The organism is Haloparvum sedimenti (genome assembly GCF_001462205.1).
Classification (GTDB): domain Archaea; phylum Halobacteriota; class Halobacteria; order Halobacteriales; family Haloferacaceae; genus Haloparvum; species Haloparvum sedimenti.
The window spans coordinates 71,258-98,081 of sequence record NZ_LKIR01000062.1 but is presented as its reverse complement, the minus strand read 5'-3'; the positions used below and the strand labels follow the sequence as shown (position 1 = coordinate 98,081).

Annotated in this window: 28 protein-coding genes and 1 pseudogene; 12 read left to right on the top strand and 17 right to left on the bottom strand. The window is 68.9% G+C overall.

Annotation, left to right across the window (positions count from 1 at the left end):
- Positions 1–1,699 (top strand): annotated as a pseudogene (locus tag AN233_RS17880) (type IV secretory system conjugative DNA transfer family protein); the annotation flags it as partial.
- 401 nt (positions 1,700–2,100) lie between these two features.
- Here AN233_RS17880 and AN233_RS16735 read toward each other — a convergent pair.
- Positions 2,101–2,313: a hypothetical protein gene (locus tag AN233_RS16735; RefSeq protein WP_125919969.1), complete on the bottom strand. Its 213-nt coding sequence runs from the start codon at positions 2,311–2,313 to the stop codon at positions 2,101–2,103.
- A 180-nt stretch (positions 2,314–2,493) separates the two neighbouring features.
- Here AN233_RS16735 and AN233_RS03935 point away from each other — a divergent pair, with 180 nt between their 5' ends.
- Complete coding sequence (locus AN233_RS03935; protein WP_058365546.1) at positions 2,494–3,744, top strand: hypothetical protein; 1,251 nt, start codon at positions 2,494–2,496, stop codon at positions 3,742–3,744.
- 21 nt (positions 3,745–3,765) lie between these two features.
- Here the strand turns inward: AN233_RS03935 and AN233_RS03930 are convergent, their stop codons facing one another.
- Positions 3,766–5,133, bottom strand: coding sequence for a hybrid sensor histidine kinase/response regulator (locus AN233_RS03930; protein WP_058365545.1), 1,368 nt, complete (start codon positions 5,131–5,133; stop codon positions 3,766–3,768).
- Between the two features lie 105 nt (positions 5,134–5,238).
- Here AN233_RS03930 and AN233_RS03925 point away from each other — a divergent pair, with 105 nt between their 5' ends.
- Together AN233_RS03925 and AN233_RS03920 are read left to right on the top strand one after the other, a co-directional pair.
- Positions 5,239–5,910, top strand: coding sequence for a winged helix-turn-helix domain-containing protein (locus tag AN233_RS03925; RefSeq protein ID WP_058365544.1), 672 nt, complete (start codon positions 5,239–5,241; stop codon positions 5,908–5,910).
- 120 nt (positions 5,911–6,030) lie between these two features.
- Complete coding sequence (locus AN233_RS03920) at positions 6,031–6,279, top strand: hypothetical protein (protein ID WP_058365543.1); 249 nt, start codon at positions 6,031–6,033, stop codon at positions 6,277–6,279.
- A gap of 55 nt (positions 6,280–6,334) precedes the next feature.
- Here the strand turns inward: AN233_RS03920 and AN233_RS03915 are convergent, their stop codons facing one another.
- Complete coding sequence (locus AN233_RS03915) at positions 6,335–7,084, bottom strand: SDR family NAD(P)-dependent oxidoreductase (protein ID WP_058365542.1); 750 nt, start codon at positions 7,082–7,084, stop codon at positions 6,335–6,337.
- Between the two features lie 510 nt (positions 7,085–7,594).
- Complete coding sequence (gene thsA, locus AN233_RS03910) at positions 7,595–9,148, bottom strand: thermosome subunit alpha (protein ID WP_058365541.1); 1,554 nt, start codon at positions 9,146–9,148, stop codon at positions 7,595–7,597.
- Between the two features lie 197 nt (positions 9,149–9,345).
- On the opposite strand from thsA, the gene AN233_RS03905 reads away from it, so the two are divergent.
- On the top strand, positions 9,346–10,176 hold the full coding sequence (locus tag AN233_RS03905; RefSeq protein ID WP_058365540.1) for an amidohydrolase family protein: 831 nt from the start codon (positions 9,346–9,348) through the stop codon (positions 10,174–10,176).
- A 429-nt stretch (positions 10,177–10,605) separates the two neighbouring features.
- Here AN233_RS03905 and AN233_RS03900 read toward each other — a convergent pair whose 3' ends face one another.
- The 3 genes from AN233_RS03900 to AN233_RS03890 form a co-directional block, all read right to left on the bottom strand.
- Complete coding sequence (locus AN233_RS03900) at positions 10,606–11,850, bottom strand: RNA-guided endonuclease InsQ/TnpB family protein (protein WP_058365539.1); 1,245 nt, start codon at positions 11,848–11,850, stop codon at positions 10,606–10,608.
- Between the two features lie 6 nt (positions 11,851–11,856).
- Entirely contained in the window at positions 11,857–12,261 is a 405-nt protein-coding gene (gene tnpA, locus AN233_RS03895; protein WP_058365538.1) for an IS200/IS605 family transposase, read from the bottom strand.
- A gap of 232 nt (positions 12,262–12,493) precedes the next feature.
- Positions 12,494–13,075, bottom strand: coding sequence for a TM2 domain-containing protein (locus AN233_RS03890; RefSeq protein ID WP_058365537.1), 582 nt, complete (start codon positions 13,073–13,075; stop codon positions 12,494–12,496).
- 94 nt (positions 13,076–13,169) lie between these two features.
- Here AN233_RS03890 and aspS point away from each other — a divergent pair, with 94 nt between their 5' ends.
- Both aspS and AN233_RS03880 read left to right on the top strand, forming a co-directional pair.
- Positions 13,170–14,483 (top strand): aspartate--tRNA(Asn) ligase, encoded by a 1,314-nt coding sequence (aspS, locus tag AN233_RS03885; RefSeq protein ID WP_058365536.1) that lies wholly within the window; start codon positions 13,170–13,172, stop codon positions 14,481–14,483.
- Between the two features lie 106 nt (positions 14,484–14,589).
- Positions 14,590–15,444 (top strand): pantoate kinase, encoded by an 855-nt coding sequence (locus AN233_RS03880; RefSeq protein WP_058365535.1) that lies wholly within the window; start codon positions 14,590–14,592, stop codon positions 15,442–15,444.
- A 35-nt stretch (positions 15,445–15,479) separates the two neighbouring features.
- Here AN233_RS03880 and AN233_RS03875 read toward each other — a convergent pair whose 3' ends face one another.
- The 5 genes from AN233_RS03875 to AN233_RS03855 all read right to left on the bottom strand — a co-directional run bounded on the left by AN233_RS03875 (position 15,480) and on the right by AN233_RS03855 (position 19,198).
- Positions 15,480–15,770, bottom strand: a complete 291-nt coding sequence (locus AN233_RS03875) for an amphi-Trp domain-containing protein (protein ID WP_058365534.1) — start codon at positions 15,768–15,770, stop codon at positions 15,480–15,482.
- Positions 15,771–15,887: 117 nt separating this feature from the next.
- Entirely contained in the window at positions 15,888–16,277 is a 390-nt protein-coding gene (locus AN233_RS03870; protein ID WP_058365533.1) for a type II toxin-antitoxin system VapC family toxin, read from the bottom strand.
- A gap of 1 nt (position 16,278) precedes the next feature.
- Positions 16,279–16,515, bottom strand: coding sequence for an antitoxin VapB family protein (locus tag AN233_RS03865; RefSeq protein ID WP_058365532.1), 237 nt, complete (start codon positions 16,513–16,515; stop codon positions 16,279–16,281).
- Positions 16,516–16,587: 72 nt separating this feature from the next.
- Complete coding sequence (locus AN233_RS03860) at positions 16,588–17,427, bottom strand: MBL fold metallo-hydrolase (RefSeq protein ID WP_058365531.1); 840 nt, start codon at positions 17,425–17,427, stop codon at positions 16,588–16,590.
- Positions 17,417–19,198 carry a radical SAM protein gene (locus AN233_RS03855; RefSeq protein WP_058365530.1) on the bottom strand — a complete coding sequence of 594 codons (1,782 nt, stop codon included), beginning with the start codon at positions 19,196–19,198 and terminating at the stop codon, positions 17,417–17,419. The genes AN233_RS03860 and AN233_RS03855 overlap by 11 nt, the downstream gene beginning before the upstream one ends.
- A 121-nt stretch (positions 19,199–19,319) precedes the next feature.
- Between AN233_RS03855 and AN233_RS03850 the strand changes: the two genes are divergently transcribed.
- From AN233_RS03850 to AN233_RS03845, 3 genes are all read left to right on the top strand, one after another.
- Positions 19,320–19,637, top strand: coding sequence for a hypothetical protein (locus AN233_RS03850; protein ID WP_058365529.1), 318 nt, complete (start codon positions 19,320–19,322; stop codon positions 19,635–19,637).
- 195 nt (positions 19,638–19,832) lie between these two features.
- The gene (locus tag AN233_RS17135; protein WP_176696635.1) at positions 19,833–19,988 is read left to right on the top strand and encodes a DUF7559 family protein; all 156 of its coding nucleotides are present in this window, start codon (positions 19,833–19,835) and stop codon (positions 19,986–19,988) included.
- A 1-nt stretch (position 19,989) separates the two neighbouring features.
- The gene (locus AN233_RS03845) at positions 19,990–20,412 is read left to right on the top strand and encodes an Hsp20/alpha crystallin family protein (RefSeq protein ID WP_058365528.1); all 423 of its coding nucleotides are present in this window, start codon (positions 19,990–19,992) and stop codon (positions 20,410–20,412) included.
- Positions 20,413–20,458: 46 nt separating this feature from the next.
- Here AN233_RS03845 and AN233_RS03840 read toward each other — a convergent pair whose 3' ends face one another.
- From AN233_RS03840 to AN233_RS03820, 5 genes are all read right to left on the bottom strand, one after another.
- Complete coding sequence (locus AN233_RS03840) at positions 20,459–20,812, bottom strand: type II toxin-antitoxin system PemK/MazF family toxin (RefSeq protein WP_058365527.1); 354 nt, start codon at positions 20,810–20,812, stop codon at positions 20,459–20,461.
- Positions 20,809–21,180, bottom strand: a complete 372-nt coding sequence (locus tag AN233_RS03835; RefSeq protein WP_058365526.1) for a MarR family transcriptional regulator — start codon at positions 21,178–21,180, stop codon at positions 20,809–20,811. Before AN233_RS03835 ends, AN233_RS03840 begins: the two co-directional genes overlap by 4 nt.
- Positions 21,181–21,279: 99 nt before the next feature.
- Positions 21,280–22,254 (bottom strand): metal ABC transporter permease, encoded by a 975-nt coding sequence (locus AN233_RS03830; RefSeq protein WP_058365525.1) that lies wholly within the window; start codon positions 22,252–22,254, stop codon positions 21,280–21,282.
- Positions 22,254–23,087, bottom strand: coding sequence for a metal ABC transporter ATP-binding protein (locus tag AN233_RS03825; protein ID WP_080508336.1), 834 nt, complete (start codon positions 23,085–23,087; stop codon positions 22,254–22,256). Before AN233_RS03825 ends, AN233_RS03830 begins: the two co-directional genes overlap by 1 nt.
- Positions 23,084–24,148, bottom strand: coding sequence for a metal ABC transporter substrate-binding protein (locus tag AN233_RS03820; RefSeq protein WP_058365524.1), 1,065 nt, complete (start codon positions 24,146–24,148; stop codon positions 23,084–23,086). The genes AN233_RS03825 and AN233_RS03820 overlap by 4 nt, the downstream gene beginning before the upstream one ends.
- Before the next feature lie 136 nt (positions 24,149–24,284).
- On the opposite strand from AN233_RS03820, the gene AN233_RS03815 reads away from it, so the two are divergent.
- Positions 24,285–25,013, top strand: a complete 729-nt coding sequence (locus AN233_RS03815) for a cob(I)yrinic acid a,c-diamide adenosyltransferase (RefSeq protein ID WP_058365523.1) — start codon at positions 24,285–24,287, stop codon at positions 25,011–25,013.
- Between the two features lie 2 nt (positions 25,014–25,015).
- A complete protein-coding gene (locus AN233_RS03810) occupies positions 25,016–26,803 on the top strand; it encodes a cobyric acid synthase (RefSeq protein WP_058365522.1) in 1,788 nt (595 codons plus the stop codon).
- Positions 26,804–26,824 lie beyond the last annotated feature (21 nt).

Genomic DNA, 26,824 nt, shown 5'->3' with positions numbered 1-26,824 from the left:
CGTGCCCGAGGAGGGCGACCCACAGTTCGACCTGGCCGACTACCTCAACGAGGACGTGGTGATCGTGATCGACACCGGGCGCCTCCGCAGCGAGGCACAGCGCACGCTCGCGGTCGTACTGCTGTCGAACCTCTGGACCGCGCTCAAACGGCGTGCCGCCCGCGAAGAGGGGGACCAGCCGCTCGTCAACCTCTACCTAGAGGAGGCCGCCAGTATCGCCGTCTCGGACGTGCTCAGCGAGCTGCTGGCGCAGGCGCGCGGGTTCGGCTGTTCGGTGACGCTTGCGATGCAGTATCCGGCACAGCTGCGGAGTCGCGACGAGGGCGCGTACGAGGAGGTGCTGAACAATGTCGGGTCGATCATCACCGGGCCGGTGCCGTCGGACAGGGGGCTCGCGGAGCGACTGGCGACCGACGAGATGGATGCCGACCGCGTTGCCACGCGGCTCCGCGCGCTCCAGCGCGGCGAGTGGGTCGTCTCGCTCCCGGCCGGCTTCGGCGAGACGCCGCCACGGCCGTTCCTCGTCGGCTCACCGTCGCCGCCACCCACGGACCCGACCGAGTCACGCCCGCTCGCGCCCGACGGCCACGCCACCTTCGAGGCGGCTCGCGACCGGCTGCGCGACCGCGTCCTCGCGGAATGTGGGCTGCAGCTGGCGTCGCCGTCAACGGTCGACGCGGAGGACCAGGAGGAGGCGTCGGACGCACCGGATCCCGAAACGGTCCGTGTCGACTCCGCGCTCCCGCACACCACCCGGCTTCCGCCCACCGTCGAGTATGATGCCGAGATCCACGCCTGTCGTTGTCGGGAATGTGACGCGCGGTACGACCCGTCACTAGACGGCGTTCGCCGGGCGACGAACTGCTGTGGCGATCTGGACGCGGTCGACCCCGCGGACATCCCCATCTGCGACCTCAACCTGAAGCTGACGCCCGCGGAGTGTCGCGATAGCGAGTTCTCGACGACGCAGCTCCTGTTCCTGCAGGCGGTGTACAACGCCCAGCAGCTGCGGTACGAGCCGCCCGCGTACGACCTGCTGCACGACTCGATGATCCGGTTACAGGAGTACGTCGGAATCGAGAGCGCAGCCGTCGACGACCTCTGTGAGGCGGGCGTGTTGACGCGGGATACGGACCACCCGCACCGGCTGTACACCGTCACGCCCGACGGCCGCAAGGCGATCGGCGAACACTATCGCGAGGGCGTCGACTACGGCCACGGTCAGGGTGACCTCGAGGAGACGAGCCAGCACGTCTTTGCCGTCGAGGTGGCGCGACGCTACCTCGAGGCGGACTATGTCGAGGATCCCGACAGCGACGTGGCCGAGGTGATCCCCTACTACGACCTCGACGGGAATCGACGCTTGGACGTTGCCGGGGTGGACGCGGACGGTGAGTTCGAGGTCGTGGTCGAGGTGGAGCGCGTCAATCACGACCTCCGACGTGCCGTCCCGGAGGACTTCGACAAACTCGCGAGCTGTGACCCCGCGGAGGCGATCTGGGTGGTGATGAGCCAGAGCGATGGCCACGAGGTACTGACCGCGCTGAACGACCCGCTGGATGAGGATCCACGCGTCGAGAAGACGTACGCGTCGACGACGCCACCCCAGCAGTTCCGCATCGACACGCCGGGGCTGACCGCGATGTATCCGGTGACGTGGCTCCGCGACCGCGTGGACGATGACGAACTCGCGGACTGAGCGGGAGGGCAGAGACACGGACTGGTCGCCTGTCGGCCGGAGCAGGTTCATCCCCCGCTTCCAGGTCGTGAACCGGAGCACGCGACGGGGAGGGGTCTCGCAGCGTGGAAACGGGCGTGTTCATACTCGGGGTTTTTGCCCGGGAGGACTGGGTGACGCTCCGATCGAGGGTGAGTATGAAGACGCCAGGGGTGCTGTGCATGCGGCCGCGGCCGGCTGTGGGGGTGGTCACAAACCGGCCGCGATGCGGGCTGTTCGCGTCGGCTTCGTGGGAGTGGAGCGTGCGAGACGACTCGCTGGTCGAGGATGTCGCAGGGAGTTGCGACCGACAGATCGAAAAATCGCCCGACGAAAGCCGATTATGAAGATTCGGCTGGTCTACCCGGACCGCGGTCGGCCCGTCACACCGACTCGTTCACGTCCGGATCAAGGTCGTGACCCGACCGCGAGCCGACCGCCATCACTTCGCGATCACGCGGAGCGCGGCCGCGAGCGACCCGTCTCCCCCTGTTCGCGGTCGCCTCCTCATCTCCCCGACCGCGGACCGCGACCGCAGTCAGCTGCCCCCGATCCGCGTAGGTCCCCGTCCCGAACCCTGCGCCACCACCGTTCATACTCCCCGTTGCGCTTTGTGAGACAGAGACCTCCCGGAGACAAAACCCGATTATGAACGGCTGGACCCGAAACGAGAGGGGGTTGAGACGCCCGATTTTGGGTCCAAACGTTTCCTCACACGAGTATGAATCGTGAGCCCGCACGCAGGTTTATCTGCGGGAACGAAGCGAATGCCCCGCATGACCGAGCGTAGCAGGCAGCCAGAGCTGGACCAGCCCGCTGAAACCGGACAGAGCCCTGCAGTTGCGGATCTTGCGGCCGGCGGCTTCGCGGCCGAAACGGAGATCCTGACGACCACCGGCCCGCGACGCGTCGGTCGTCTCACCCCGGAGGACCGCGTGTATGCACTCAACTTGGCAACGGGCGTGATGCAGCCGAAACGGGTGCTCAACGTTGAGGCGGTGACACCGACTGACCCACCCGTCGAGATCCGGACGCGGCGCGGCCACTTGAAGCTCTTACAGGACCACCGCATTCCGTACCAGACGAAGTCGATCAGCCGGATCCGGACGCACTCTGCCGGTGAGCTCGCAACGCGACAGGAGTACAAGTTCGTCAACGACTGGCAAACGCGAGCCCACCCCCGACTGGAACAAGTCGACATGACCGAGTTGGCAAAGGAGTACGAGGTCGGAGTCACACCGAACTGTCACGGACACACGTTCCGAGCCCGCCTCCCCGACGGGTGTGAGCCGAGTCGGTACGGGGGCGAAGTTGGGTACTACTTCGATCCGGACACGTTCGAGACGTATCGTTCTTCGATCGAGGACACGGCCGCGGAGGTGACGATTCACGCCGGGCCGAACCACTGGCGACGGCCCATCACGTTCGACGGCGACGACTTTCTCGAGTTCCTCGGCTGGTTCATCACTGAAGGGTCCATCACCCACTCGTCCAACCGAGACACGTCGGAGATCGGCATCGCACAGAAGACGGCTTCCCACCGTGAGCGAATCGCGGAGCTCTTCGACCGAATGGAGATCGATGTGTGTGTCAGTGAAAACGGGTTCAGTTTCAGCTCGAAGCTGTTTGCTCGCGTGCTACATCGGCTCTGTGGCGGATCGAGTCACGAGAAACGGCTTCCGGAGTTCGTGTTCACGCTCCCGCGTGAGCAACAGGAACTCCTGTTGGATACGCTCTTTGCGGGCGACGGGAACGACTGGGGCGTCTACTATACCGCAAGCGACCAGCTCGCTGCGGACATCCTACGATTGTTCGCGTACTTGGAGTACAAGCCACGGTATACGGTTCGTAACGGGAACTGGCAGCTGTATCTCGGCACCAGCCGAGATGGCTTCTCGTCGACCGCGCACGTTTCATCGACGACGGATACATCGCCGTGCTACAGGCTCGCGGTCGCCGACTACTCTGCGGTCATGGCGGGGATAGACGGGAAGTTTCAGTGGGTCGGTGTAAGTCAGGTTGGCTGACTGCTCTATTGGTTCCGTTCGTTACGCCACGTTCGTGACCTCGAACCGCGCACCGCCGTCCGCGCCCTCGGTCACGGCGATTTCCCAGTCGTGGATCTCCGCGATCCCCTGGATGATGGAGAGGCCGTAGCCGGGGCTGTCCTCCTGGGTCGAAAAGCCGGATTCGAACACGGCCTCGCGGTCCGCGGGCGGGATGCCGGTGCCGTCATCCTCGACGTAGAAGCCGTCGCCGAGGGGACCGACGCGGATCTCGTCGGCGTCGCCGTGGTCGATCGCGTTCCAGAACAGGTTCTCAAAGAGCCGCCTGAGCTGGCTGTCGTACGCCTCGAAGTCGGCGTCACCCTCGACCGTGAGCTCGGCACCCTCGGACGAGACGGTCTCCCACGCCTCGGGAGCGGCCGTCGCGAGCGAGACCGACGAGAGGTCCAGCTCGTCGCCGCGAGCGACGTGGAGGAGCTCATCGATGAGGTTGCGCATCCGGTTGTGCGCCTGCGCGACGGCTTCGAGGTGCTCGAAGTCGCCCGTCTCTTTCGCCAGCTGGAGTCGCCCTTCCGCCACACTAAGCGGGTTTCTGAGGTCGTGGGAGACGGTGCTCGCGAACGACTCCAACAGCTCGTTGCGGTACTGGATCTCCTGTTGTCGGTCCTTGTCGTCGGTCACGTCGCGCGAGTGGATGAACAGCCCTTCATCGACGGGCTGGACGCTCACTTCGAGCCACATTCCCCGGGGTTCGAACTCCGTCTCGAACTCGACCGCCTCGTCGGCCGCCATCGCTCCCCGCAGGTGAGAGTGCAGCTCCGTCCCCTCCGCCTCGGGGAACACGTCCCACAGCGCTTCGCCGGTCGCTCGCGGCGCCGGACAGCCGGTTCGCCGCTCCATCTCCTCGTTCCAGTAGGTGATCGTCCAGTCCTCGTCGACCGTGTAGAAGCCGCCCGTCTGCTCGTACAGCGTCAGTAGTCGATCCTTCGCTATCTCGGCCTGGTGTTCCGATCGGTGCCGCCCGACCAGCGTGTCGATCCGGTTCGCGAGCAGCTCGTACGCCTCCGTACCGCCCTTCTGGAGGTAGGAGCTCGCGCCCGCGTTGATCGCCTTCGAGGCGATCTCCTCGCTCCCCTTGCCAGTGAAGAGCACGAACGGGAGGTTCGGGTACTCCCCGCGGACCGCTTCGAGGAACTCCAATCCGTCCATCCCCGGCATATCGTAGTCGCTCACGACGCAGTCGACGGTCGCCTCGCGGGTCCGGTCGAGCGCCTCCGCAGGATCGTGTTCCGTGATCACGGTGAAGCTCTCGTCGAGCTTGTTCAGGTACGTCCGAACTAGCCCCGAAAACTGCGGGTCGTCGTCCACGTGCAGCACGACGGTGGACTCGTCAGTCTCGATCTGACTCATTCTGGCCTCGAGTACGGACCCGACCGCGGAAAAATAAACTGGTACGTTCTTGGTACGTCCTGTCAGGTACAAGAGTCTCCGTCCGGTAGGGTGGCGGACGGACGAATGGGACAGGATTCGGACACGGCGGCGTACGTGCTGAACTCGAAGTATCGCCGCGGCGTGCTGCGGGAGCTCGGAGACACGGACCGAGCGACGCCGACGCAGCTGGCGGAGGCGGTCGACGAGCCGCGACCACACATCTCCCGAGCGCTGTCCGAACTCCGCGAGGAAGACGTGGTTGAACTCCGGGTGTCCGAGGGTCGCAGCGTCGGCCGGTACTACGGTCTGACCGACGACGGCGAGGGCGTCTGGACGGAGATCCGGGACCGGCTCCGCAAAGTGGAGTGGTCCGTGAGCGAGCCGTCGACGGACCGCCAGCGGCGGCTCGTGGATCGCGCCCGAGACGCGTTCGGCGACGAGCTCCGCTCGGTCGGGTGCTGCGAGGGCGACTCGGTGCGGTTCCTGTTCGCGGACGAAGCGGTACTATCGGACTACTCGACGGAGGCGTTCGAGGAGATGCTGCGGACGTTCCTCTTCGACCACTCGCTGAGCGAGGTGACGATTCCGACGGACAGCTGTCAGTCGGAGGTGATCCACTTCGAGGAGTTCTCCGTTCTCAGAGTCCCGACCGGCGAGGCGGCGGGCGTGTTCGTTTCGGTGAGCGGCGACGAGCGGTTGGACAAGCCGGATTTCGCCGAGACGGTGGCGTCGATGTTCGACGATCGTCCGCCCTGATCTCCACTTCGGCGTCCGGTCCGTGCTGCGTCGTCGTCGCCGTCCGCACCGTCCAGGATCGGCGTCCGTCGCCGGACCGCGGCCGCGACGCCTTTTACCACGGAGCCCACACGGCCAGACATGAGCGACCTCACCGAAACGCTGACCGACGCCTTCGAGCACACCGACTACGACCTCGTCACCGCCAGCGAGAACCGCGACCAGGTGCGCGTCGCGGTACTGCCCGCGGGCGCGGAGCCGGACGCGCTCCGGGCGGTCATCGAGGAGGCGCTGGACGCGGACGCGCTGCTCGGGTTCACCGTCACCACGGAGACGGTCGACGCCAACGACACCATCGGAACGGTCGCCTCGTTCCGCCGTCGGGACTGACCGCGGTCGCGGCCGTGCGGGCGACCGCGAGGGCGCTTGCCCGAGGGGGTCGGCCTCAGGCGTCGCCGAGCCGCTCTTCCCATTCCCCGGCGGTCAGCGACTCGCGCGTCACGCCGTCCGGGCCCTGTGCGAGCAGCAGCGCGGCGGCGTCGTCCATCACGTCCGGCGGGAGGACGCCGTCGCGCTCCCCTTCCGGCAGGTGGTCCCAGAAGCCGGTCGCGGCGCGGCCGCCGGGGTCCAGACAGTTCACGTTGACGCCGTCCGCTTCCACCTCGTCGGCCAGCGTTCGCGAAAATCCCTCCAGGCCCCACTTCGAGGCGACGTAGGGGCCCCAGCCCGCGGCCGCGCGGCGGCCGAGTCCCGAGGAGACGTTGACGACGTTGCCGCGGCCCGCCTCGGCCATGTGCGGGACCGCGTGCTTCGCGCAGAGGAACGCGCCCGTGAGGTTCACCTCGAGGATCAGCCGCCAGTCGTCGGCGTCGACGTCGACGGCGTCCCGCAACTCGTCGTGGAGGCTCAGCATGCCGACGCCGGCGTTGTTGACGAGGCCCGTGAGCTCGCCGAACGCGTCGACGGTCGCCTCGACGAGCGCCTCGACGGCGGCCTCGTCGGTCACGTCCGCGGGCGCGACCAGCGTCTCGCCGGGCGCGTTGGCGACCTCGGCGGCGACGCGGTCGAGCGCCGCCTCGTCGCGGGCGGACAGCACCACGTTCGCGCCCTCGCGAGTCAGTCGCCGGGCCATCGAGGCACCGAGGCCGCGGCTGGCCCCGGTGACGATCACGGTCTCGGCAGAGAGGTCGGTCATGGTCGCCGTCGGTGCCGGGAACGCAAAACGTGTGCGAAACGACGGGCGGTGGTCGCTGCGTACTGATGCGGAGCTGTATCCTCGCTTCCCTCGGTAGAATTAAATGCGATTACGCCGCCAGTTCGTGACGGAAGCCGCGTCGGCGCGGGGCGTACGGAAACGTCCCGGGTGCCCTACCACCCGAGACGTGGCTTCCACGCCCGCGAGGGCGTTCCCCGGAAGCCATGCAAACGAACACACACCGCGATATTGAGTGTTGCCCACCGACCGCCATCGGAAGCCGCGGGATCGCTGTCCGGTCTCTCGTCCCCCATGTGTCGGCATAATCCCGCCTGCGACGAGGATCCGGCGGTCGTCACCGTCCGCGAGCCGGGGTGGATCGTCCCGAGCTGCTGCGGCGTCAGGAGCCCGACGGACCTGTCGCCGGGTGATTCCGGGTCACACGGATGAGCCCCGGACAAGCCGGACACGCTCGAGTGGCCCGAGCGACCCGCGTGAATCCGGGAGCCCCTACTCCGCAGCGATCACGTCGTCGATGCGGAGGATCAGCCGCGCCGCTTCCGTCGCGGACGCGACCGCCTCCCGCTTGACGGCCGCCGGATCGACGATGCCCGCCGCGACCGGGTCGCCCACGCTCGCCGACCGCTCCCCGGTGACGATCCCCGCAGACCCCGCGGACTCGTGGGTCGAACGGAGCTCGACGAGCGCGTCGATGGGGTCGATCCCGGCGTTCTCGGCGAGCGTGCGCGGGAGCGCCTCGACCGCGTCCGCGAACGCCTCGACCGCGAGTTGGGTGCGCCCCTCGACGCCGGCCGCTGCGCTCCGGACCCGGTCCGCGATCGCGATCTCCGTCGCGCCCGCTCCGGGGACGACGCCGCCCTCGATGGCGGCGACGACGACGTCGACGGCGTCCGCCATCGCGCGCTCCAGTTCGGCGAGGACGTGTTCGGTGCTGCCGCGGAGCAGCAGGGTGACGGGACCGTCACCTGAACCGCCACGGACGAACGTCAGGTCGTCCTCGCCGTGGCGCTCGACGCTGACGGATGCGGCCGTTCCGAGGTCGTCGGCGTCGAGGTCCGCGAGGGTGCCGAGCCGCTTGGCTCCGGTGACGGCCGCGACCGCACCGGCGTCGGCGTCGCTCACGTTCGTGAACGCGAGAATCCCGGCATCCGCGAGGTAGCCGGCGACGCGGTCGTCGATCTTCTTCGAACAGACGAGCACGTCGACGCCGGCCGCGGCCAGCGTCTCCGCGTAGCCGCGCAGCTCCGCGTCCTCGGCGCGGATCGCGGCGTCGAGCTGGTCGACGGAGCTGATCGCGTACTCCGCGTCCGCCTCGCCGGTGCGGACCTCGAGTTTCGCGTCGAGAACGGCGACGGTCGCGTCGGTCACCTCGCGGGGCATGTCGTCGGTCGCCGGCTCCTCGTCGAGGAGGATCCCGTCGACGAGCTCGGAGGCCGAGGACGCGGCGCCGGCCCGCGCGTGGAGGCGGATGTCGTCACGGTCGATTTCCTCGTCCGTCTCCACGCGGCGGACCGCCTCGACGACGAGTTCGGCCAGCGTCGCGGCCGCCACGTCGCCGGTCCCCTTGCCGGTCATCGAGGACTCCGCGACCCGCGCGAGCAGGTCGTCGTCGAGGTCGGCATCCACTCGCATCTCGTCGATTGCCTCCCCGGCGATCCGCGCCGCTTCGTGGTATCCCTCCACGATGACGCTCGGGTGGATGGCGTCGTCGAGCAGGTCTTCGGCGCGAGCGAGCAGTTCGCCCGCAAGCACCGCGGCGGTGGTCGTTCCGTCGCCGACCGCCTCCTCCTGCGTCTCGCTCACTTCGACGAGCATCTGCGCGGCGGGATGTTCGATGTCCATCTCCCGGAGAATGGTCGCGCCGTCGTTGGTGATCACCACCTCGCCGGCGGTGTCGACGAGCATCTTGTCCATCCCGCGGGGGCCGAGGGTGGTTCGGACCGCGTTCGCCACCGCGCGCCCGGCGCGGACGTTGGAGTCCTGCGCGGCCCGTCCGCGCGTTCGACTGCTGTCCTCGGACAGAACGTACATCGGTTGCTGCATGCGTGCGGCCATACTCAGTGACCCTAGAGGCTAGCAGTTCTATATATCTGTTTCGGTGTAGGGGGGTGAAAACCACCGGACTACGTCGGGGTCGGATCGGCGCGCGCCGTCCGCGTTCCGACCGGCGTCCGCGGTCGCGTCCCGTGGCGCCGCGGGTCGACCGACAGGCACATGTGGAGCGGACGAATGGTCCCACCATGCTCGGGCTGGAACACGGGTTCCGGATCGTGGACGTACACGCGCGTCTCGATCCCGACGCGGAGTCCGTGGCGACGCACGGCCGCGACATCTCGCCCGAACGCCTGGAGCGCGAGATGCATCAGGCCGGCGTGGTGCGTGCCGCGGTCTCTCCCGGACAGCGCCCGCCGGGCGAGAGCTATCTCCGAGTCAACAACGCGGTGGCCCGGCTCAGCGTCGACCGCCCCTTCCTCGCGTTCGCGCGCCTCAACGGTCCCGTCGACCCGCGCGATAACCCGATCGCGCGGCTCAGGAACCTCCGCGCCGAGCGCGCCGACCACCACACGCGCCCGGACGACGTGGAGCAGTACGCCTACGACGACCGGTTCCACGGGTTCACGATCGTCCCGGCTGCCGACGGCGTCCCGGGAGAAGACGTGCTCGAACAGCTCGCGGACGCGGACCTGCCGGTGCTGGTCCACGGCGGCGAGCGGTTCACCCCGTCGATGGTCGAACGCACCCTGCTCCCGTACGACTTCCCGGTGGTGCTGGCCGGCTTCGGCGGGTATCCGCTCGACGAGGGGCTGATGACCGAGGCGCTCGACCTGCTCGACGACCACGACCGGCTCTACCTCGACACCAGGGCCGTCCGGTACCGCAACGTCCTGGAGCGGGGCGTGCTCGAACACCCCGACCGGATCCTGTTCGGGAGCGGCGTCCCCGAGGCCCACCCGAACGTCGGCGTGATGGAGGTGCTGACGCTGGACGTCTCCGAGGACCTGATGCAGCGCGTCTTCACGAAGAACCCCTCGCGGGTGATCCCGGGGCTGGCGGCCGGCGCCGACTTCTGACCCCCTCCGCATCGCCGTCTCGTTCCTTCGGTGCCGTTGTGTGCGATGGGGTGGTGTGCGGTCGCGGTGCTGTGCGGGATGGTGCGGTGCTGTGCGGTCGGCGCGCGCCGCGGCGACCCCGTGTCGCCGCGACCGCGCGAGGTCGCCAGCGCGCTACTGCACGCTGGCTGCTCGAAAATCTCCGATTTTCGGTGGAGGGCGCGGGCCGGCCGCCTGCGGTGCTGTGCGGTTCGCGGCCGGCCCGCGGCCGAGGCTGGGGAGGCGTGAGGCTGTGGTGCGGTTGCGGGGCGGTCGCGGTGCGGGGTGGGACTGAAAGGGGCAGTCGGCTGGGGCTTTCGAGATGTTGCTGTCCCGATCAGCAGGATCTGCGACAGAAACAAAAAACGCGTCGGAGAGACAGCCGACTGGAACCTTGTGAACTACCCTACCCTACTCGCTCACGGCCGACGCCGTTCGCTCCTTGAGGGTAGGGCTTCCTGCTTCCACGACGCGCTTTGCAGACACCGAGTCGGTGTCCACAGGGAGCGCAGTCTCCACAGGCGTTGATTCGGAGCATCCCACTCCTACGTCTTCTAGGGCGCGAGAAAGAATGTTCCACGCTGCGTTCGCGTCCCTGTCCGCCTCAAACCCACACGCCGGACAGGAGTGTTCACGGACCCACAACGGCTTATCGGTCGAGACACCGCAGGACGCGCACTCCTTGGTCGTCCCTCTCGGGTTGACCGCGGCGAAGTGCGTTCCCTCGCGCTCGCACTTGTATTCGAGTAACGAGAGGAACGTCCGCCACGCAGCAGACGCCGTGTTGCGGCTGTTCGACGGCGATTCCATCATCCCCTTCACGTTCAGGTCTTCGACTGCTACGAGGTCGTACTCCCGTGCGTAATACGCTGAGAGTTTATGGAGGAAGTCGCGGCGTTTCCGTCGGAGGTCGGCGTGACACTCCGCAACGCGCCGCCGTTGCTTCTCGTAGTTGTTCGACCCGTGCTGTTTGCGCGAGAGCTTCCGTTGCTCGCGTTCCAAGCGTTCACGTTCGTCTGACAGGTCGAGGGACCCGACTGCCATGCCGTCGGTGTCGTGAGCGTACTTGAAAATTCCCACGTCGATCCCGACGCACTTCTCGGGGTTCTCAGGCGGTTCGGGCGGTTCTCGGTCCATTTGGACGCCGAAGGTGGCGAACCACTCGCCCGTCGGTTCCTTCTTGACCGTGACTTGCTTGAGCTTCGCGTCGTCGGGGATGGAGCGGTGGAGCCGTATCGGTATGTCCGCGAGTTTCGAGAGTGACAACACAGTCTGACCACCCTTCTTGTCGAGCTTGAAGCCAGACTGGCTGTACGTGAAACTGCGGAACTCCCGTGGCGGCTTCCACTTGAGCTGACCGACGCCGTAGCCGTTCTCTTTGAGCGCGGAGAGTCCTTTGAGGTTGTCGAACAACCGTTCAACGACGGTTTGGAGAACCTTCGAGTACACGTCGGAGAGGCCGTCCCACCACTTCTTGAGCTCGGGGAGTTCCGACCGTAGCGTGGTCATGGACGGCAGTTCGCCGTGTTCGTCTTGGTACTCGTTGAGTCGGTAGAGAGTGTGGTTGTAGAGTTGCCTACAAATGTCTCGGTGGCGGTCCAACTCCTCACAATGGGCGTCGGACGGCATGAGACGGTACTTGTAGGTGTAGTACATGACCCTCTACTCGCGTTGGTTCTCGACGTACTGTTTCAGCACATCCAGCGACACCTGCCCCGTCGAGATGAGGCAGTACGAGTCGTTCCAGAACGAGTCGCCCCACAGTTCGGTTTTCAGTTCGTCCGCGTACTCGTTACGGATACGGCGAGCGGTCGCGCCTTTGACCGTGTTGATGAACTTTACGAGGTCTGTGGTTGGTTTCGCTCGGAACAGGATGTGTACGTGGTCGTCCTCGCCGTCGAGGTTCGTCAGTTCGACACCGTAGTTTTCCGTGAACCCGCTGATGACCTCGCGAATGAATTGGGTTCGCTCCTCGGTGAGCACTCCGCGCCGATATTTCGTGGTGAGTATCAGGTGGTAGTGCAGGGAATACGTCGAGTGCGCTCCCGAGTCGAGGTCGTACTCCATTGGGTTCGGCCAATGCTATACTACCCTACTGTGAAAACATTGCGATTGCGTGGGCCTGTGGGCCTGCCATTGAATCGTGTATGAGAACTGTTCGGCGCTGTATCCCCTCCCTGCTCTCGCCTCCCATTCGGTCGGCGCTCGCTGAGGAAGGGGGCTTAGCGCCTACTTTCAGCTAAACGCTGCCGTCCCGATCAGCAGGATCCACAACTGAGAAGATCGCCGACCCCTCGCGCTACTCCTCGTCGGCCCACGGCAGCGGCTCGGTACACCAGTGACAGAAGTCGATCTCGGCGTCGGTCTCCTTGCCGCAGTTCGGGCACTGGACGGTCTCGGGGGCGTCCGTCTCGCCGCCGCTCGGGACGGCGTCCGCGAGCGGGACCGAACTCGACTCGCCGCCGCGCCGCGCCGCGCGGTTCGCGGCCGCGCCGTTGCCCCGCTCGCTCCGCCCGGTTCGTTCTTCGTCCCGTTCCGGTGCGTCGCCGGCGCGGGCCTCCGCGACCGCGGCGGCCGCCCGCCGACTGCGCTTCTCCGCGTTTTGGCGACGGGCGACGAGGAAGGCGTCGAGCACCGACAGCAGGGTCAACAGGAGGATCGGGAGCACCACGTCCGCGGGCAGCGACTCGGAGTACTCGACGACCCCCACGTTCGGGTCCGCGGGGACGGTGCCGTACAGCACTTGGAGGAGGACGCCGCCGACGATGATGGTCGCGATCCACAGGAAGGCGCGGCCCCACTTCCGGAGGAACGCGTGACCGAGGCCGGGGAACAGGAACGCGAGCAGCGCCGCCAGCCACGGCCGATATCGGTCTCGCATTGGCGGCCGTTGTCGGGCGAACCCCCTGAAGGTTCTGAATCCCGCACGGTCCGGAATCAACGTCTTTTAAGCCTCGACCGCGGAAGCGATCGGTATGGAAGGACTCGAAGACCGCACCTACACCGCGGACGCCGAGCCGGGCGACCACGTCACGGTCGCCGGCTGGGTTCACGAGGTCCGCGACCTCGGTGGCATCGCGTTCCTGATCCTCCGGGACACGGACGGGAAGATCCAGGTCAAGTTCGAGAAGGACGAGATGGACGACGACCTCGTCGAGACGGGCCTCGGCGTCGCCCGCGAGTCGGTCGTCTCCGTCACCGGCGAGGTCGAGGAGGAACCCCGCGCGCCCACCGGCGTCGAGATCACGCCCGAGTCGGTCGCGGTCATCGCCGAGGCCGACACGGAACTGCCGCTGGACCCCTCCGGCAAGGTCGACGCGGAGCTGTCGACGCGGCTCGACAACCGCACCCTCGACCTGCGGAAAGATGAGGTGAAGGCGGTCTTCGAGATCCGCTCGGAGATCCTGCGCGCCGCACGCGAGGCGTTCCGCGACGCGGACGCGACCGAGATCACCACGCCGAAGATCGTCGCCACCGGCACCGAGGGCGGGACGGAGCTGTTCCCGATCACCTACTTCGGCGAGGAGGCGTTCATGAACCAGTCGCCGCAGCTGTTCAAGCAGCTGACCGCCGGCTCCGGGCTGGAGCGCGTCTTCGAGATCGGCCCGATCTTCCGCGCCGAGGAGCACAACACGCCGCGGCACCTCAACGAGGCGACCTCCATCGACTTCGAGGGCGCCTTCTGTGACCACCACGACGCGATGGACGTCTGCGAGTCCGTCGTGCGCTCGGCCTACGAGGCGGTCGCCGAGAACTGTCAGGAACAGCTCGAGGCGCTCGGCCTCGAGGGCGAGTTCGACGTGCCCGAGGAGGCGTTCCCGCGGCTCACCTACGAGGAGGCCATCGAGGAGATCAACGCCACGGGCGCGCTCGACGAGCAGCTCGTCTGGGGCGACGACCTCCCGACCGAGGGCGAGGTCGCGCTCGGCGAGGCGGTCGGCTCCCACTACTTCATCACCGACTGGCCCAGCGAGGTGAAGCCGTTCTACATCAAGGACTACGACGACGACGAGACCCTCTCGACCGGCTTCGACCTGATGCACCCGCGCATGGAGCTCGTCTCCGGGGGCCAGCGCGAGCACCGCTACGAGGAGCTCATCGCCGGCTTCGAGCAGCAGGGGCTCGACCCCGACGAGTTCGAGTACTACACGAAGATGTTCAAGTACGGCATGCCGCCCCACGCCGGCTGGGCCATCGGCGCCGAGCGCCTCGTGATGACGATGCTCGACCTCGACAACATCCGCGAGGCCGTGCTCTTCCCGCGGGACCGGCAGCGCCTGAGTCCCTGAGACGGCGCCTCCCCGACTGCGACCGCGGTCCGCGTTTTCCGTCCCCGCTTTTCTGTCCGCCGTCCGCGATGGCAACCGTTAATCGGCGCGTCCGTCACCTCCGGGTATGAGCGACGAGAGCGCGACCGCGTTCGTCCCCGGCCACGTGACGGGCTTCTTCAGCGCCCATCCGGCCGAACGCGCGGCCGCCGCGGGCTCGCGCGGCGCGGGCCTGACGCTGACCGACGGCGTGGAGGTCCGGATCGACCCGACGGATTCCGAGACGACGCTGAACGGCGAGTCCGCGGAGATCGAGGCGGTCGAGACGGTGCTGGCGGAACTCGGCATCGAGGAGGATCGGAGCGTCGGCGTCGCAGCGACCACGGACCTCCCGGTCGGCTCGGGCTTCGGCGTCTCGGGCGCGACCGCGCTCGGAACCGCGCTCGCGGCCAACGAGGCGTTCGCCTGCGGGCGCTCGGAGAACGAGCTGGTCAGACTCGCGCACGTCGCGGAGGTGGAGGCGGGAACGGGCCTCGGCGACGTGGTCGCGCAGGCGCGCGGCGGCGTCCCCATCAGGCTGGAGCCGGGCGCGCCGGGCTACGGCGAACTGGACGGCGTCCCCGCGAGCGCCCGGATCGAGTACGTCACCTTCGGCGAGCTCTCGACGGCCGAGGTGCTCGCGGGCGACACGACCGCGCTCACGGAGGCGGGCGAGCGCGCGCTGACGGCGCTCCGCCGGAACCCGGTCCTGCCGGCGCTCATGGCCGCCTCGCGGACGTTCGCGCGCGAGGCCGGCCTGCTGGTCCCGGAGGTCGCGGAGGCGGTCGAGGCGGTCGAGGAGGCGGGCGGCGAGGCGGCGATGGCGATGCTCGGTCGGACGGTCTTCGCGCTCGGCACGGGGCTCTCCGAGGCCGGCTACGACCCGGCGGTCTGTCACACCCACGCGGCGGGCGCGCGGCTGGTTGACGACGACGGAGAATAGGGGACGCCGCGGTCAGCGGTCGCAGAACTCCTTCGTCACTCGATCTCCAGCGATCCGCCCGCGCCGCCGGCCTCTCCCTCGACGCCCTCGTCCCACTCCAGCTCGAACTCGATGCTCAGCTCGTCAGGGCCGGACGCCGAGGTCTCGCGCTCGGCCTTGACCTCGAAGGTCGGGCGCTCCGGCGGCGTCAGCGTCACGGACTCGGAGCCCGCCGTCAGGGTGATCGCCTCCCCGCCGTCGAGCTTGTCCGCGACCGTCCGGAGGTACGCGGCGATCTCGGCTCCGCTCATGTCGTGCTCCGACTCGAACAGGACTTCTTCGGGCATGTGGAGAATTACGTCCGCGGATCGGATAAGTCCACACGTCGGGGTGGGGGCGTGCGGCCGCGGGCCGAGCGGAGTCGGGCGTGGGTCGAAGCCCGACAGCGTCGGAGGCCACCGCGGTCAGTACGTTTCAACGGCGACGTCGAGGCGCTCGAAGTCCGAGACGTTTCGCGTCAGGACCGGTTCGTCGACGACCTCGGCCGTCGCCGCGATGATCACGTCGCCGTCGCCGACGGGAGTTCCGTCGTTTTGCAACTCGCCGGAGAGCCGGCCGGCCTTCCGCATGACCGCGGTGTAGCCCGGGTGAACGGGCTTTGACGAGAGGACCGCTTCGACCGTTTCCCGTTCCGGCTCGGATCGCGTCGCGCGAGCGATCCCGTAGTACAACTCGAACAGCGTCATCGACGAGAGCCGTTGCTGGACGAGGTCGCGCTCCAGTTCGCGTGCTTTCTCGACTGCGGCCTCGTCGCCGTCCATCAGGTCGATGAGGAAGGACGTGTCGAGGAGCACGCTACGCCCCTCGCATCCGGTCCGCCATCTCCTCCAGTTCCTCCGCTCGTCGCTCGCGGCGCTCGTCGACCGCGTCCCGGAGCGCGTCCGCCTCCTCGTCGCTCAACACCCCTGCAAGCTCCGACAGCGACCGCTCCCCGGCCAACCGCAGCACGACCTCCGAAAACGTCTCGTCGTCGCGTTTGTGGGCCGCGAGCCGGTCGTATGCCTCCTCGGAGAGGCGGATGCTCTTCGACATGTGCATACGGTCGTATGAAGATCCACAAAGACCTTTTGTCGTCCACGATCGGATCACTGGCCGAGAGGCTGCCTACTCCGTCGCGCGCTCGCGCCACGCTCCCTCGATCCGGCCCTCGTCCGCGAGCTTGATCAGGTGCGCGGCGACGGTCGCTCGCGCGAGGTCGCGGACGCCGGACAGGTCCTTCTCGTAGGCGGCGTCGAGGACTTCATCGACCGCTTCCGCGCCGTTCTCGACGGCCGCGAGCACCGCCTCCTCGCGCGCCAGCCGGTGGTCGATCAGGCGCGTCGCGGTCGCCGCGGGGTCGGTGACCGTCGGGCCGTGGCCCGGATACACCGCCTCGAAGCCGGCGTCGCGCACGGTCCGGAGGCTCTCCAGGTACGCGCGCAGGTCGCCCTCCGGCGCGCCGACGACGACGGAGCCGTCCGCGACCATGAGGTCGCCGCCGAGGAGGGACCGGCTTTCGGCATTTTTGTCGCCGATCGCGAAGCAGACGTGGTCCGGCGCGTGGCCCGGCGTTTCGAGGACGCTGGCGGGGCCGACGTGGTCGCCGTCTCGGAAGGTGCGATCGGGCTCGACGCCGGTCCGGGACAGAAATCGCTCCGCGTGGTCCGCGTGGGCCCACACCGTCGCGTCGGCCTCGGCCGCGTAGTGGGCGACTCCGCCGACGTGGTCCGGGTGCGTGTGGGTGACGGCGACGTGGTCGACCGTGGCGGGATCGATCTTCGGCGACTCCGCCGCGGGGTCGATAAGTAGCGAGCCGACGAGGTAGGCGTTCGTCTCGCCGCCGGGCGCGCGCGTCTCGACCGGAAGCGGGACGCGGGTCGGTCCGTCGGAGGAAGGCGGCCCGTCGGCGGGAGGCGGCCCGTCGGCGGGAGGCGGCCCGTCGGAAGCGGGCGGATCAGGCGTCACGGCCGGGAATGGGAACGGAGGGCTCGCCGGCGTCCGCGGTCACCGCGGTCGCGAACAGGGAGAGGTCCGCGACGCCGTCGTCGACCGCTGCGACCGACTCGTAGGGGCGCCCCACGACGATGTCGCCGGCTTTGCTCCGGTTGATCCCCGGGATCGCGGTCAGCTCGTCCATCGAGGCCGCGTTCACGTCCAGCGGGTAGGGGACGCCCGTGATCGACCGGTAGCCGTGGTCGGTTATCGCCACGTCGAGCGTCGTGCCGAGTTCCCGCTCGCCCGGCACCGCGACGAGCAGGGGGTAGGTGCCGACCTGTCGCCCGAACGTCTTGCCGTCCTGATGGTACTCCAGGTGCACGTCCGGGAGGACCGTTCCGGGCGGGACGACGCGCTGGAGCATCGGGTTGTCGATGGTCTCGCGGACCTCCTTTTTGTACGCCTGGAACTGCTGCTTGTGGTCTCGGGCGATCTCCGCGCCGGTGTCGGCCATCTCGGTGCCCGCGAACGCCATCACCTGCCGGATGTTGATCCGGCGGAGCATCAGCCCCTCGTCGTACACCGACTGGAGGAATTCGCGGTTGTGCTCGAACGTCTCCGCGCGTTCGCCCTCCAGCCCGTGGACGAGGTTGATCCCCGGCAGGAGCTTCGGGAGCCGCGGGGAGGCGTCCGGGCCGGTGGAGGGGCCGGTCACGCGGCCGTCGCCCCCCGGCGTCGTCTCGGGCGTGTCGCCGGGCCGCCAGCCGCCCTCCTCGTTGACGACGCGGACCGCCTCCAGACACTCCTCGGCGGAGACGAGCAGGTTGTTCTTCTCCCGCACCACGGGGTCCGCGGACTCCAGCCCGAACGCGGCCGTGTCCCCCGGCGTGTTGTGCTCGGCGATGATCCGGATGGCCTCCCGGGACCTCTCGGGGTAGTCCGTGATCGTCACCGGGTTCATGTTGTCGAGGTGGAGCGTGTCGAGGTCGGGCGCCACCTCGCGGATGCCGCCATACAGCTTCCGCAGGGCGTCCGGATTCGGTGTCTCGCCGTCCCCGCCGAACGCGAGGATGTCGGCCTGGCGCCCGAGCCGGAAGTGACTCACGCCCCGGTTCGAGAGCGCGTCCACCTCGTCGACGACGGAGCGCGCTTCGCGGAACGCCGGGTTTCCGTACAGCGGTTCGGTACAGAAGGAACAGCGGTAGGCGCAGCCACGGGACGTTTCCAGCTCCGCGATCAGGTAGTCGGGGTGGTTGGGGTGCTGTTCGACGACGAACGCGCCCGCCGCGGCCCAGCGGTCCACCTCCGCGTTGTCGCGCATCCGGTTGTTGAACCCCTCCATCCCGGAGTCGACGAGGTCGAAGGCGGCCGCCTCGACGTCGCCCTTCGCGACGAAGTCGTAGTCGAGGTCGTCGCGCTCCATCTCCTGTGCGCCGGCGTTCTCCTCGCCGACGCCGAAGCGGACGGGCCCCCCGAGCAGCGTCTCGCCCTCGGCGGTCCACGCGAGCTCGCGGACCTCGTCCGGCTCCGCCGGCGTGCCGCCGACGTACTTGCCGGGGACGGTCATGCCGCCGACGTAGACGAAGAGGTCCGCCCGCTGCACGTCGGCCCACTTGTTGCGGTCCTCGCGGAGCTCGTCGATGGTGTGGTAGGTGATCGCGGACTCGGGGACGCCCGCGTCCACGAGCGCGCCGGCCGTGTATCGGGGGTACGTCGAGACGTACGGCGGCACGCCGAAGTGCGCCGGCTCGTCGACGTACCCGTCGACGATGGTGACGGAGAGGTCGGCCGGGTCGGTCATGGACGCCGATACTCCGCGGAGACGCTAAAACCCCGCGAACCGGGGGTGGGATCACGTCCGCGGGGGCGGGCCGACGACGCGGAGGGGGTGGACTTACGACCGCGGCGGTCGAAGGGAGCGTATGGACGCGCTCGTCGGCGCCATCCTGATCGGGCTCCCCGCCCTCTGGCTCGTCGCGATGGCGGCGTACGCCTACCGGGACGCCGCCCGCCACGGGATGAACCCGCGGAAGTGGGCCGCTATCAGCCTCGTCGTCCCCTTTTTCGGCTTCTTCGCGTACCTGTTCGAGCGCGACGAGCGCGACTACGACCCGCGGGAGGACCCGTACGCCCGCGGCGCGTACAACGTCCACGAGACCCGAGGCGACGACGCAAAAGCGGAGCAAGCGTCCCGGGAGGGACGAGACCGGAGAACGGGTCGGAACGACGGTCAGGCGTAGAGGTAGCCGAACTCGGTCTCGGCGTCCGCCTCCGGTTCGAAGCCTCCTCTCGCAGCGAGGTCGGTTCCGTACGCGGCCGCGACCGCGTCGAGCGCGCCGCGGCGGCGAAATCGACGCCGTAGATCAGCGGTCGTCGGTCATGCTCGTCGCTACCGCCCCACGGCACTTAAGCCGGCCGCGACCCAACCTGCGGGCATGCCCTCGACGAAGGAGATCAAGTGCGAGAACGCCGACTGCGAGCTCGACATGTTCGAGAACCACTACACCTACGATGTGCCCGAGGACCACTCCGTCGCGGACCTGTCGTGTCCCTACTGCGGCGGCTCGGAACTCGCCGAGATCGAGGTGTGAGATGGGGCGGCTCCTCGACTCCGGGCGCGCGGCGGTCCGCGGCGCGCTCTCGAAGGTCGGCCGCGGGTGGAGCCACGTGCAGGAGCGGCGGCCGCTCGACTCGGACCTGCTGGAGAGCGACGACGCCTACCTCGTCGTCTTCGACGCGCCGGGCGTCCGCGGCGACGACGTGGAGGTCCGCTTCTCGGACCACACGATCGAGGTGACCATGGACCGATTCCGCGAACCGCGTGCGGGCTTCGAGACCGTCTTCCCCGGCCGCGGAACGACGCTGTCCGGGAGCGCCGACCTCCCCGCGGACGCGGACGTGAACCCCGACGACGCGGCCGCGACGCTGAAACGGTCCGGCACGCTGCAGGTGGAGATCCCCAAGACCGGCGCGGCCGACGCGGTCCCCGTCACCGAGTCCGACGACGAGGACTGAGCGGAGCCGGTTCGGACCTCGCTCCGGTTCGGTGAGAGACCGGGCGCTACCGCAATTCCTCGACGAGTTTCTCGACCGCTTCGTCGACGAGATCCTCGGACAGACGACCCTGCCAGAAGTCGACGTCTTCTCGCCCGAGCGACTGGACGCCCCACGGAACGATACGGCTCTCCTCGGGCGTTCCGCCGCGGACCCAACTTCCGTTCGGGATATCGATGAACCCGTCCGACCAGCTTTTCGACGTCAACGTCACCGCGATGTACTGGTCGCCGTGAAACGGGCGGCCTTCGTGGTTCGACAGGATCAGCCACGGCCGCGCGGCACCGGCGCCTTTGAACGGGTCGGCGCCGAAGACGACGTCCCCTCGCTCGAAAACCGGACGCGTCTCGCCGTCGTTCACTGCCCGTCGTCCACGCTTGGGTGTGGTTCCTCGGGAGCGTGTTCGCGCCACGACTCCCCGTCCTCCTCGCCGAGTCGGTCGTTGAACAGGGCGGTCGCCCGTTCGTAGCCGTCGTGTTCGGCGAGCCGTTTCTCGTCGTCGGTCGCCGCCCAGTACGTCGCCTTGTGTTCGACCAGTCCCCGGCTCTTCAACCGCGAGAGCGCGGTGCTGACCGATCCCTCGTCGAGACCGGTCCGGGACGCGATCTCGCGGGCCTCGAACGCGCGGTCGGAGTTGGCGACGAGAAACCCGAGCACCTGGTCGGGGACCGAAAACCCCTCCAGCTCGCGCTCGCTCGTGTTCTCGAAGGTCTCTCGGTCGATGGACATCGTCGCGCGGACGTACGTCCTCGGCCGTAAAAGATGTTCTGCGTGAAAGCGACGTAAACAGCGAAACGTTAGTGATTCCGGCGGGCTCCACACTTCCACTCAGTCGTCCGCGGCCTCGCGGTCGGCCGCCATCGCGTCCAGCTCGGGCGCCTCGGTCTCCTCCGCGCGCCCCTCGCGGAGCTTGCCGGCGGCCACGCAGACCAGATAGATGCCGACCGCGACGAGCACGATGACGCCGCCCGCGGTCGCCTCCGCGTAGTAGGAGACGCCGATGCCCAGAAGCACCGCGAGCTCCGCGAGCACGACGGAGGAGAGGAGCGCGCCGGTGAAGCTCCGCGAGATCTGGGTGGCGGCGGCGACCGGCACGACGAGCATCGCGGCGACGAGGATGACGCCCATGATCTGCATCGCGCCGACGACGACCATCGCCGTGAGCACGACCGTGGCGCGGTTGTACCAGTTCACGCGGATCCCGGCGACGCGCGCGGCCGTCTCGTCGAAGGTGACGTACAGCAGCTGGTTGCGCGCGACCGCGACCGTGCCGACGATGACGGCGAAGAGCACCAGAAGGAGGGCGGCGTCGTCCGCGGCGACGGTCGCGAGGTTGCCGAACAGGTACTGGTCGACGCTCACGGAGAGGCCGCCCGCGTTGAGGCTGATCAGGACGGTCCCGAGCGCGAACCCCGTCGAGAGCACGATGGCCATCGACACGTCGTTGTACGCGTCCGTCACCTCCGAGATGAGTTCGATGGCGAGCGCCGCGATCATCGCGACGATCACCGCGGTCAGGTACGGCGAGACGCCGAAGTCGAGGACGGCGTTCAGGAACAGTCCGACCGCGACGCCCGCGAACGCGGTGTGCGCGAGCGCGTCCCCGATCAGGGCCAGTTGCCGGTGGACGAGGAAGGTTCCGATAAGCGGCGCCATCACGCCGATGCAGAGCCCGACGAGGAGTGCGCGGTGCATGAACGGATAGTCGAGCAGGCCGAGCCCGGTGACCTCCGCGAGCCGGAACATGAGCCACGACCACGCCGAAAGCAGCCAGTAGAGCGGTGCAAGGAGGGGGTTCGTCATCAGTCCTCACCTCCGGGGGGAGTTCCGAGGCCGGACGCGGTGCCGGCCCGTTCCCCCTCACTGGCCGGGGACCCTCCGGCGTCGGCCACGAGCCCCGCGGTCGCGCCGAACGCCCGCGCGAGCGCGTCGCTGTCGAGGAACGCCTCGGTCGGCCCGTCGAAGTAGACCTCGCGGTTCAGACACACCACGCGCTCGGCGTGGTCGGTCACCGCGCCGAGGTCGTGCTCGATCAGGAGGACCGTGATGCCCCGGTCGTTGAGCGCGTCCAGCAGGTCGTAGAACGCCGCGACGGACTCGGCGTCGACGCCGACGGTCGGCTCGTCGAGGACCAGCAGCTCGGCGTCGCTCGCGAGCGCCCGCGCGATGAACGCCCGCTGTCGCTGGCCGCCGGAGAGCTTCGTGATCCGTCGGTCCGCGAACGCCTCCATCCCCACCGTGGCGATGGCGTCGTCGACCGCGGCCCAGTCGTCGGCCGACAGCCGCCCGAAGCCGACGTGCGGGAACCGACCCATCTTCACGACCTCGCGGACGGTGATCGGCATCGAGGAGGCGTCGCGGGCGCCCTGCGCGACGTAGCCGACGCGCTCGCCGGCGTCGAAGCCGGCCGCGCGCTCGCCGAACAGCCGGGCGCTCCCGGCGTCGGGTTCCTCCAGTCCGAGGATCAGTCGCAGGAGCGTCGACTTGCCGGAGCCGTTGGGTCCCACGACCGCGACGTACTCGCCCGAGTCGACGCTCAGCGACACGTCCTCGACCACCGGCGTCGCGGCGTACGCGAACGAGACGCCGTCGAGGTCGATGAGCGGCGAAGAGGTGGGGGATCCCTCACCGCTCATTCGAAATTCCTCCACCGGTCGGCCCAGCCCTCCGGCCCGGCTTCCTCGGGCGGGACGTTGCCGAGCACCACGTCGAAGGTGGGGAGGTTGATGTTGTCGGCGATCTCCTCGTATCCCCATCCCGCCTCGACCCAGTCCTCGCGGACGCCGGCGTAGGGCGTGACAGGGAAGTACGCCTCCACCCCGGTCTCGGCGATCAGCTGCTCGGCCGGCTTCCGGCTCTCGAAGACGCCCGCGCCGACGTACCTGATGTCGTTGGCGTCGATGACCTCCTTCGCGCGCCGGATGTCGGAGGGCTTCACGTCGCCGCTGGCCGCGAGGTTGACGACGAGCGGCCGGATCTCCACGTCGTAGCGGTCGGAGACGTAGCCGAACGCGTTGTGCGCGGCCAACTGGACGACGCCCCGGTCGGCGCGGTCGAACGTCGCGGCGTAGCGCTCGTCGACGGCCGCGAGCACGTTCTCCTTGTAGGCATCGCCGTTCGCGCGGAACGTCGCCTCGTGGTCCGGGAACGATTCGGCGAACCCCTCGACGATGTTGTCGACCGCGGTCGCCGCCCGCGTCGGGTCGAGCCAGAAGTGCGGGTCGAGCGCGCGGTCGTCGCCGACGCCCTCCTCGTCGCGGTCGAGGCTCTCGGCCAGCGGGATCAGGTCCACGCCCTCGCGGACGTTGATCAGGTCCGTGTCCGCCCCGTCGTCGTGAACGGTCTCGATGGCGCGGTCGGCCCACGGCTGGAAGTCGGCGCCGACGTGAACGAACGCGTCCGCCTCGAGGATGTCGCGCGTCACGCTCGCGTCCGGCTCCCAGCCGTGGCCGTGGAGCCCGGTCGGGACGAGGTTCTCGACGGTCACCGGCGTGTCCGCGGCCACCTCCCGCGCGAAGTCGTAGAAGCTGAAGAAGGAGGCGACCGCGCGCGGCCCGTCGCTCTCCCCGGTCGACCCGAGGGCGGTGCCGTTCAGACAGCCCGCCGCGCCGGCGGCGAGCGAACTCGCGCCCGCCGCGAGCAGTCGTCGCCGGGTGAGGGTGTTCCCCCGGACGGCGGTCGTTTCTATCTTACTCATTATCGGACCGTGGGTGGTAGAGACACAAAAGGACTTCTATCGAATAGAAAGATTAGACATATCTAAACCTTTGTCGGAGAGCCGAGGGGCGACCCGTTCCGACCCATTCAAGTTCGCTTGTGTCGATCCAACTCGCATGGACAACGCGGACGGCACGCGCGAACGAGGCGGCGGGGACGACGGGGACAGACGCGACCGCGCCCGGGAGCGCGGGACCCCCGGCGGGGGAGTCACGCCGGAGGCGCGCGGCATCGAGGCGCGCGCGCCCGAGGAGTTCGGCCTGGTGCAGGCGTGGTGGGGCGACGGGAAGGGGAAGACGACCGCGGCGCTCGGGATGGGGTTCCGCGCGGCCGGCCACGGCTTCCGCGTCCACATGCTTCAGTTCATGAAGGGGGGCGCCGACTCCGTCGAATCGGTCCGCGGCGAGTACGACGCCATCGCCGCGGTGCCGGGCTTCTCCTACGAGAACACGGGCCACTACGGCTGGCACGGCTTCCGGGACGGCTCCGCGGACGACGACCACGCCGCGAAGGCGCAGGGGGGACTGGCCCGCGCACAGGACCTGATCGACGCGGCCGCCGACGCCGACCTCGACGCCCCCCTGCCGCTCGACGGCGAGGCCGACGAGGGCGTCCACCTCCTGATCCTCGACGAAGTGCTGTACGCGGTCGACAAGGGGCTGCTCGACGAGGCGGACGTGCTCGACCTGATCGCGGCCAAACCGCCGTCGCTCGAACTCGTGTTGACCGGGAGCCACGCGAAGCCCGACTACCTCTACGACGAGGCGGACCTGATCACCCGCGTCGCCAAGGAGAAACACCCCATCGACGCGGGGCAGCGCGCCCGCATGGGCACGGAGTTCTGAACATGACGGGGGGCGCGGACGGCGAGGGTGGCGGGGAGAGCCACGGACGGAACTCCTCGGCCCGCACCCTCCTCGTCGCCGGCACGGCCTCCCACGTGGGCAAGTCGACGGTCGCGGCCGGGCTCTGCCGCGTTCTCGCCGACCACGGGGTCTCCGTCGCGCCGTTCAAGGCACAGAACATGTCGAACAACGCCCGGGCGGTGCCGAAATCGGTCGACACGAACGGCACGGGCGCCGTGGACACCACGAACACCGCGGGCGCCGCGGACAGCACGGGCTTCGGCGAGGTGGGCGTTTCCCAGTACGTGCAGGCCCGTGCCGCGCGCGTCCGACCGGAGACCAACCACAACCCCGTCCTCCTGAAGCCCCGCGGCGGCGGGGAGTCGCAGTTGGTGCTGAACGGCGAGGCGGTCGCCCACTACGCGGCCGGCGACTACTACGAGGAGCACTGGCACGACGCGCGCGCGGCGGCGGTCGCGGCCCACGCGCGCCTCGCGAGCGCCCACGACGTGGTCGTCGCGGAGGGCGCCGGTTCCATCGCCGAGATAAACCTCCAGCACCGCGACCTGGCGAACGTGGAGACGGCGCGAGTCGCGGACGCCGAAATCCTGCTCGTCGCGGACATCGAGCGGGGCGGCGTCTTCGCCTCGCTCGTGGGGACGCTGGAGCTCCTGCCCGACGACCTCCGCGAGCGCGTCGTCGGGGCCGTCGTCACCAAGTTCCGCGGGGACCGCTCGCTGCTCACGCCTGGGATCGAGGAGTTCGAGGACCGGACCGACGTGCCGGTGCTGGGCGTGATCCCTCACGACGACCCCGGACTCCCCGAGGAGGACAGCGTCGCGCTCCCGGCGCCCGACGAGCGCGCGGTCCGCGGCGCGGACGACGGCGTCCCGGCGGAGCTGGCGGTGACGGTCGCGGTTCCGCGGCTCCCGCGCGCCTCCAACGTGACGGACCTGGAACCGCTCGCCGCGGAGCCGGGCGTCCGCGTGGCGTACGTCCCGGTCCGGGACACCGACCGGGAGAATGGGCCTACGGCTGCCGATCCCTTCGCCGACGCCGACGCGGTCGTGATCCCGGGTACGAAGAACACCGTCGACGACCTGCTCGCGCTCCGCGAGGCCGGCCTCGTCGACGCGCTCCGGCACGTCGAGGGACCGGTCGTCGGGCTCTGCGGCGGCTACCAGATCCTCGGCGAGCGGATCCTCCGCGCGGACGTGGAGGGGACGGGCGACCGCGAGACGGTGGCGGGCGTCGGCCTGTTGCCCGTCGAGACCGCCTTCAGCGCCGACAAGCGCGTCGTCGCGACGACGCTCGAGGTCGACGGGACCGGGCCGCTCGCGGGCGCCTCGGGAGCGGTCGAGGGGTACGAGATCCATATGGGCGAGACGCGGCTCGCCCCGGGCACCGACGAGGGCGCGGTTCGGATCCCCTTCGCTCCGGGCCGAGACGGGCCCGGACGCGAGGACCGCGAGGGCGCGGCGCTAGGAGTCGCGGTCGACCGCGGGGGCGACCGCGCCGGCGTCCTCGGCACCTACCTCCACGGGCTGTTCGAGAACGACGAAACCCGAGAGGCGTTCGTGGACGCGGTCTTCACGGCCGCCGGACGGGACCGGGCCGCCGCGCTCGCGCGCGCAGACGCCGACGCGGCCGGGTCCGCGCACGACCGCGCCGCGGACCTGCTGTGCGACCACGTGGACCTCGGGGCGTTGGACCTCACCGACGATGACCGGTCGAACGACGATCGGTCGGACGGCGACCTTTTGGACGGGAGGAGAGGGGATAATTTTTAACCGAGTAGGCGGGATAGGTCC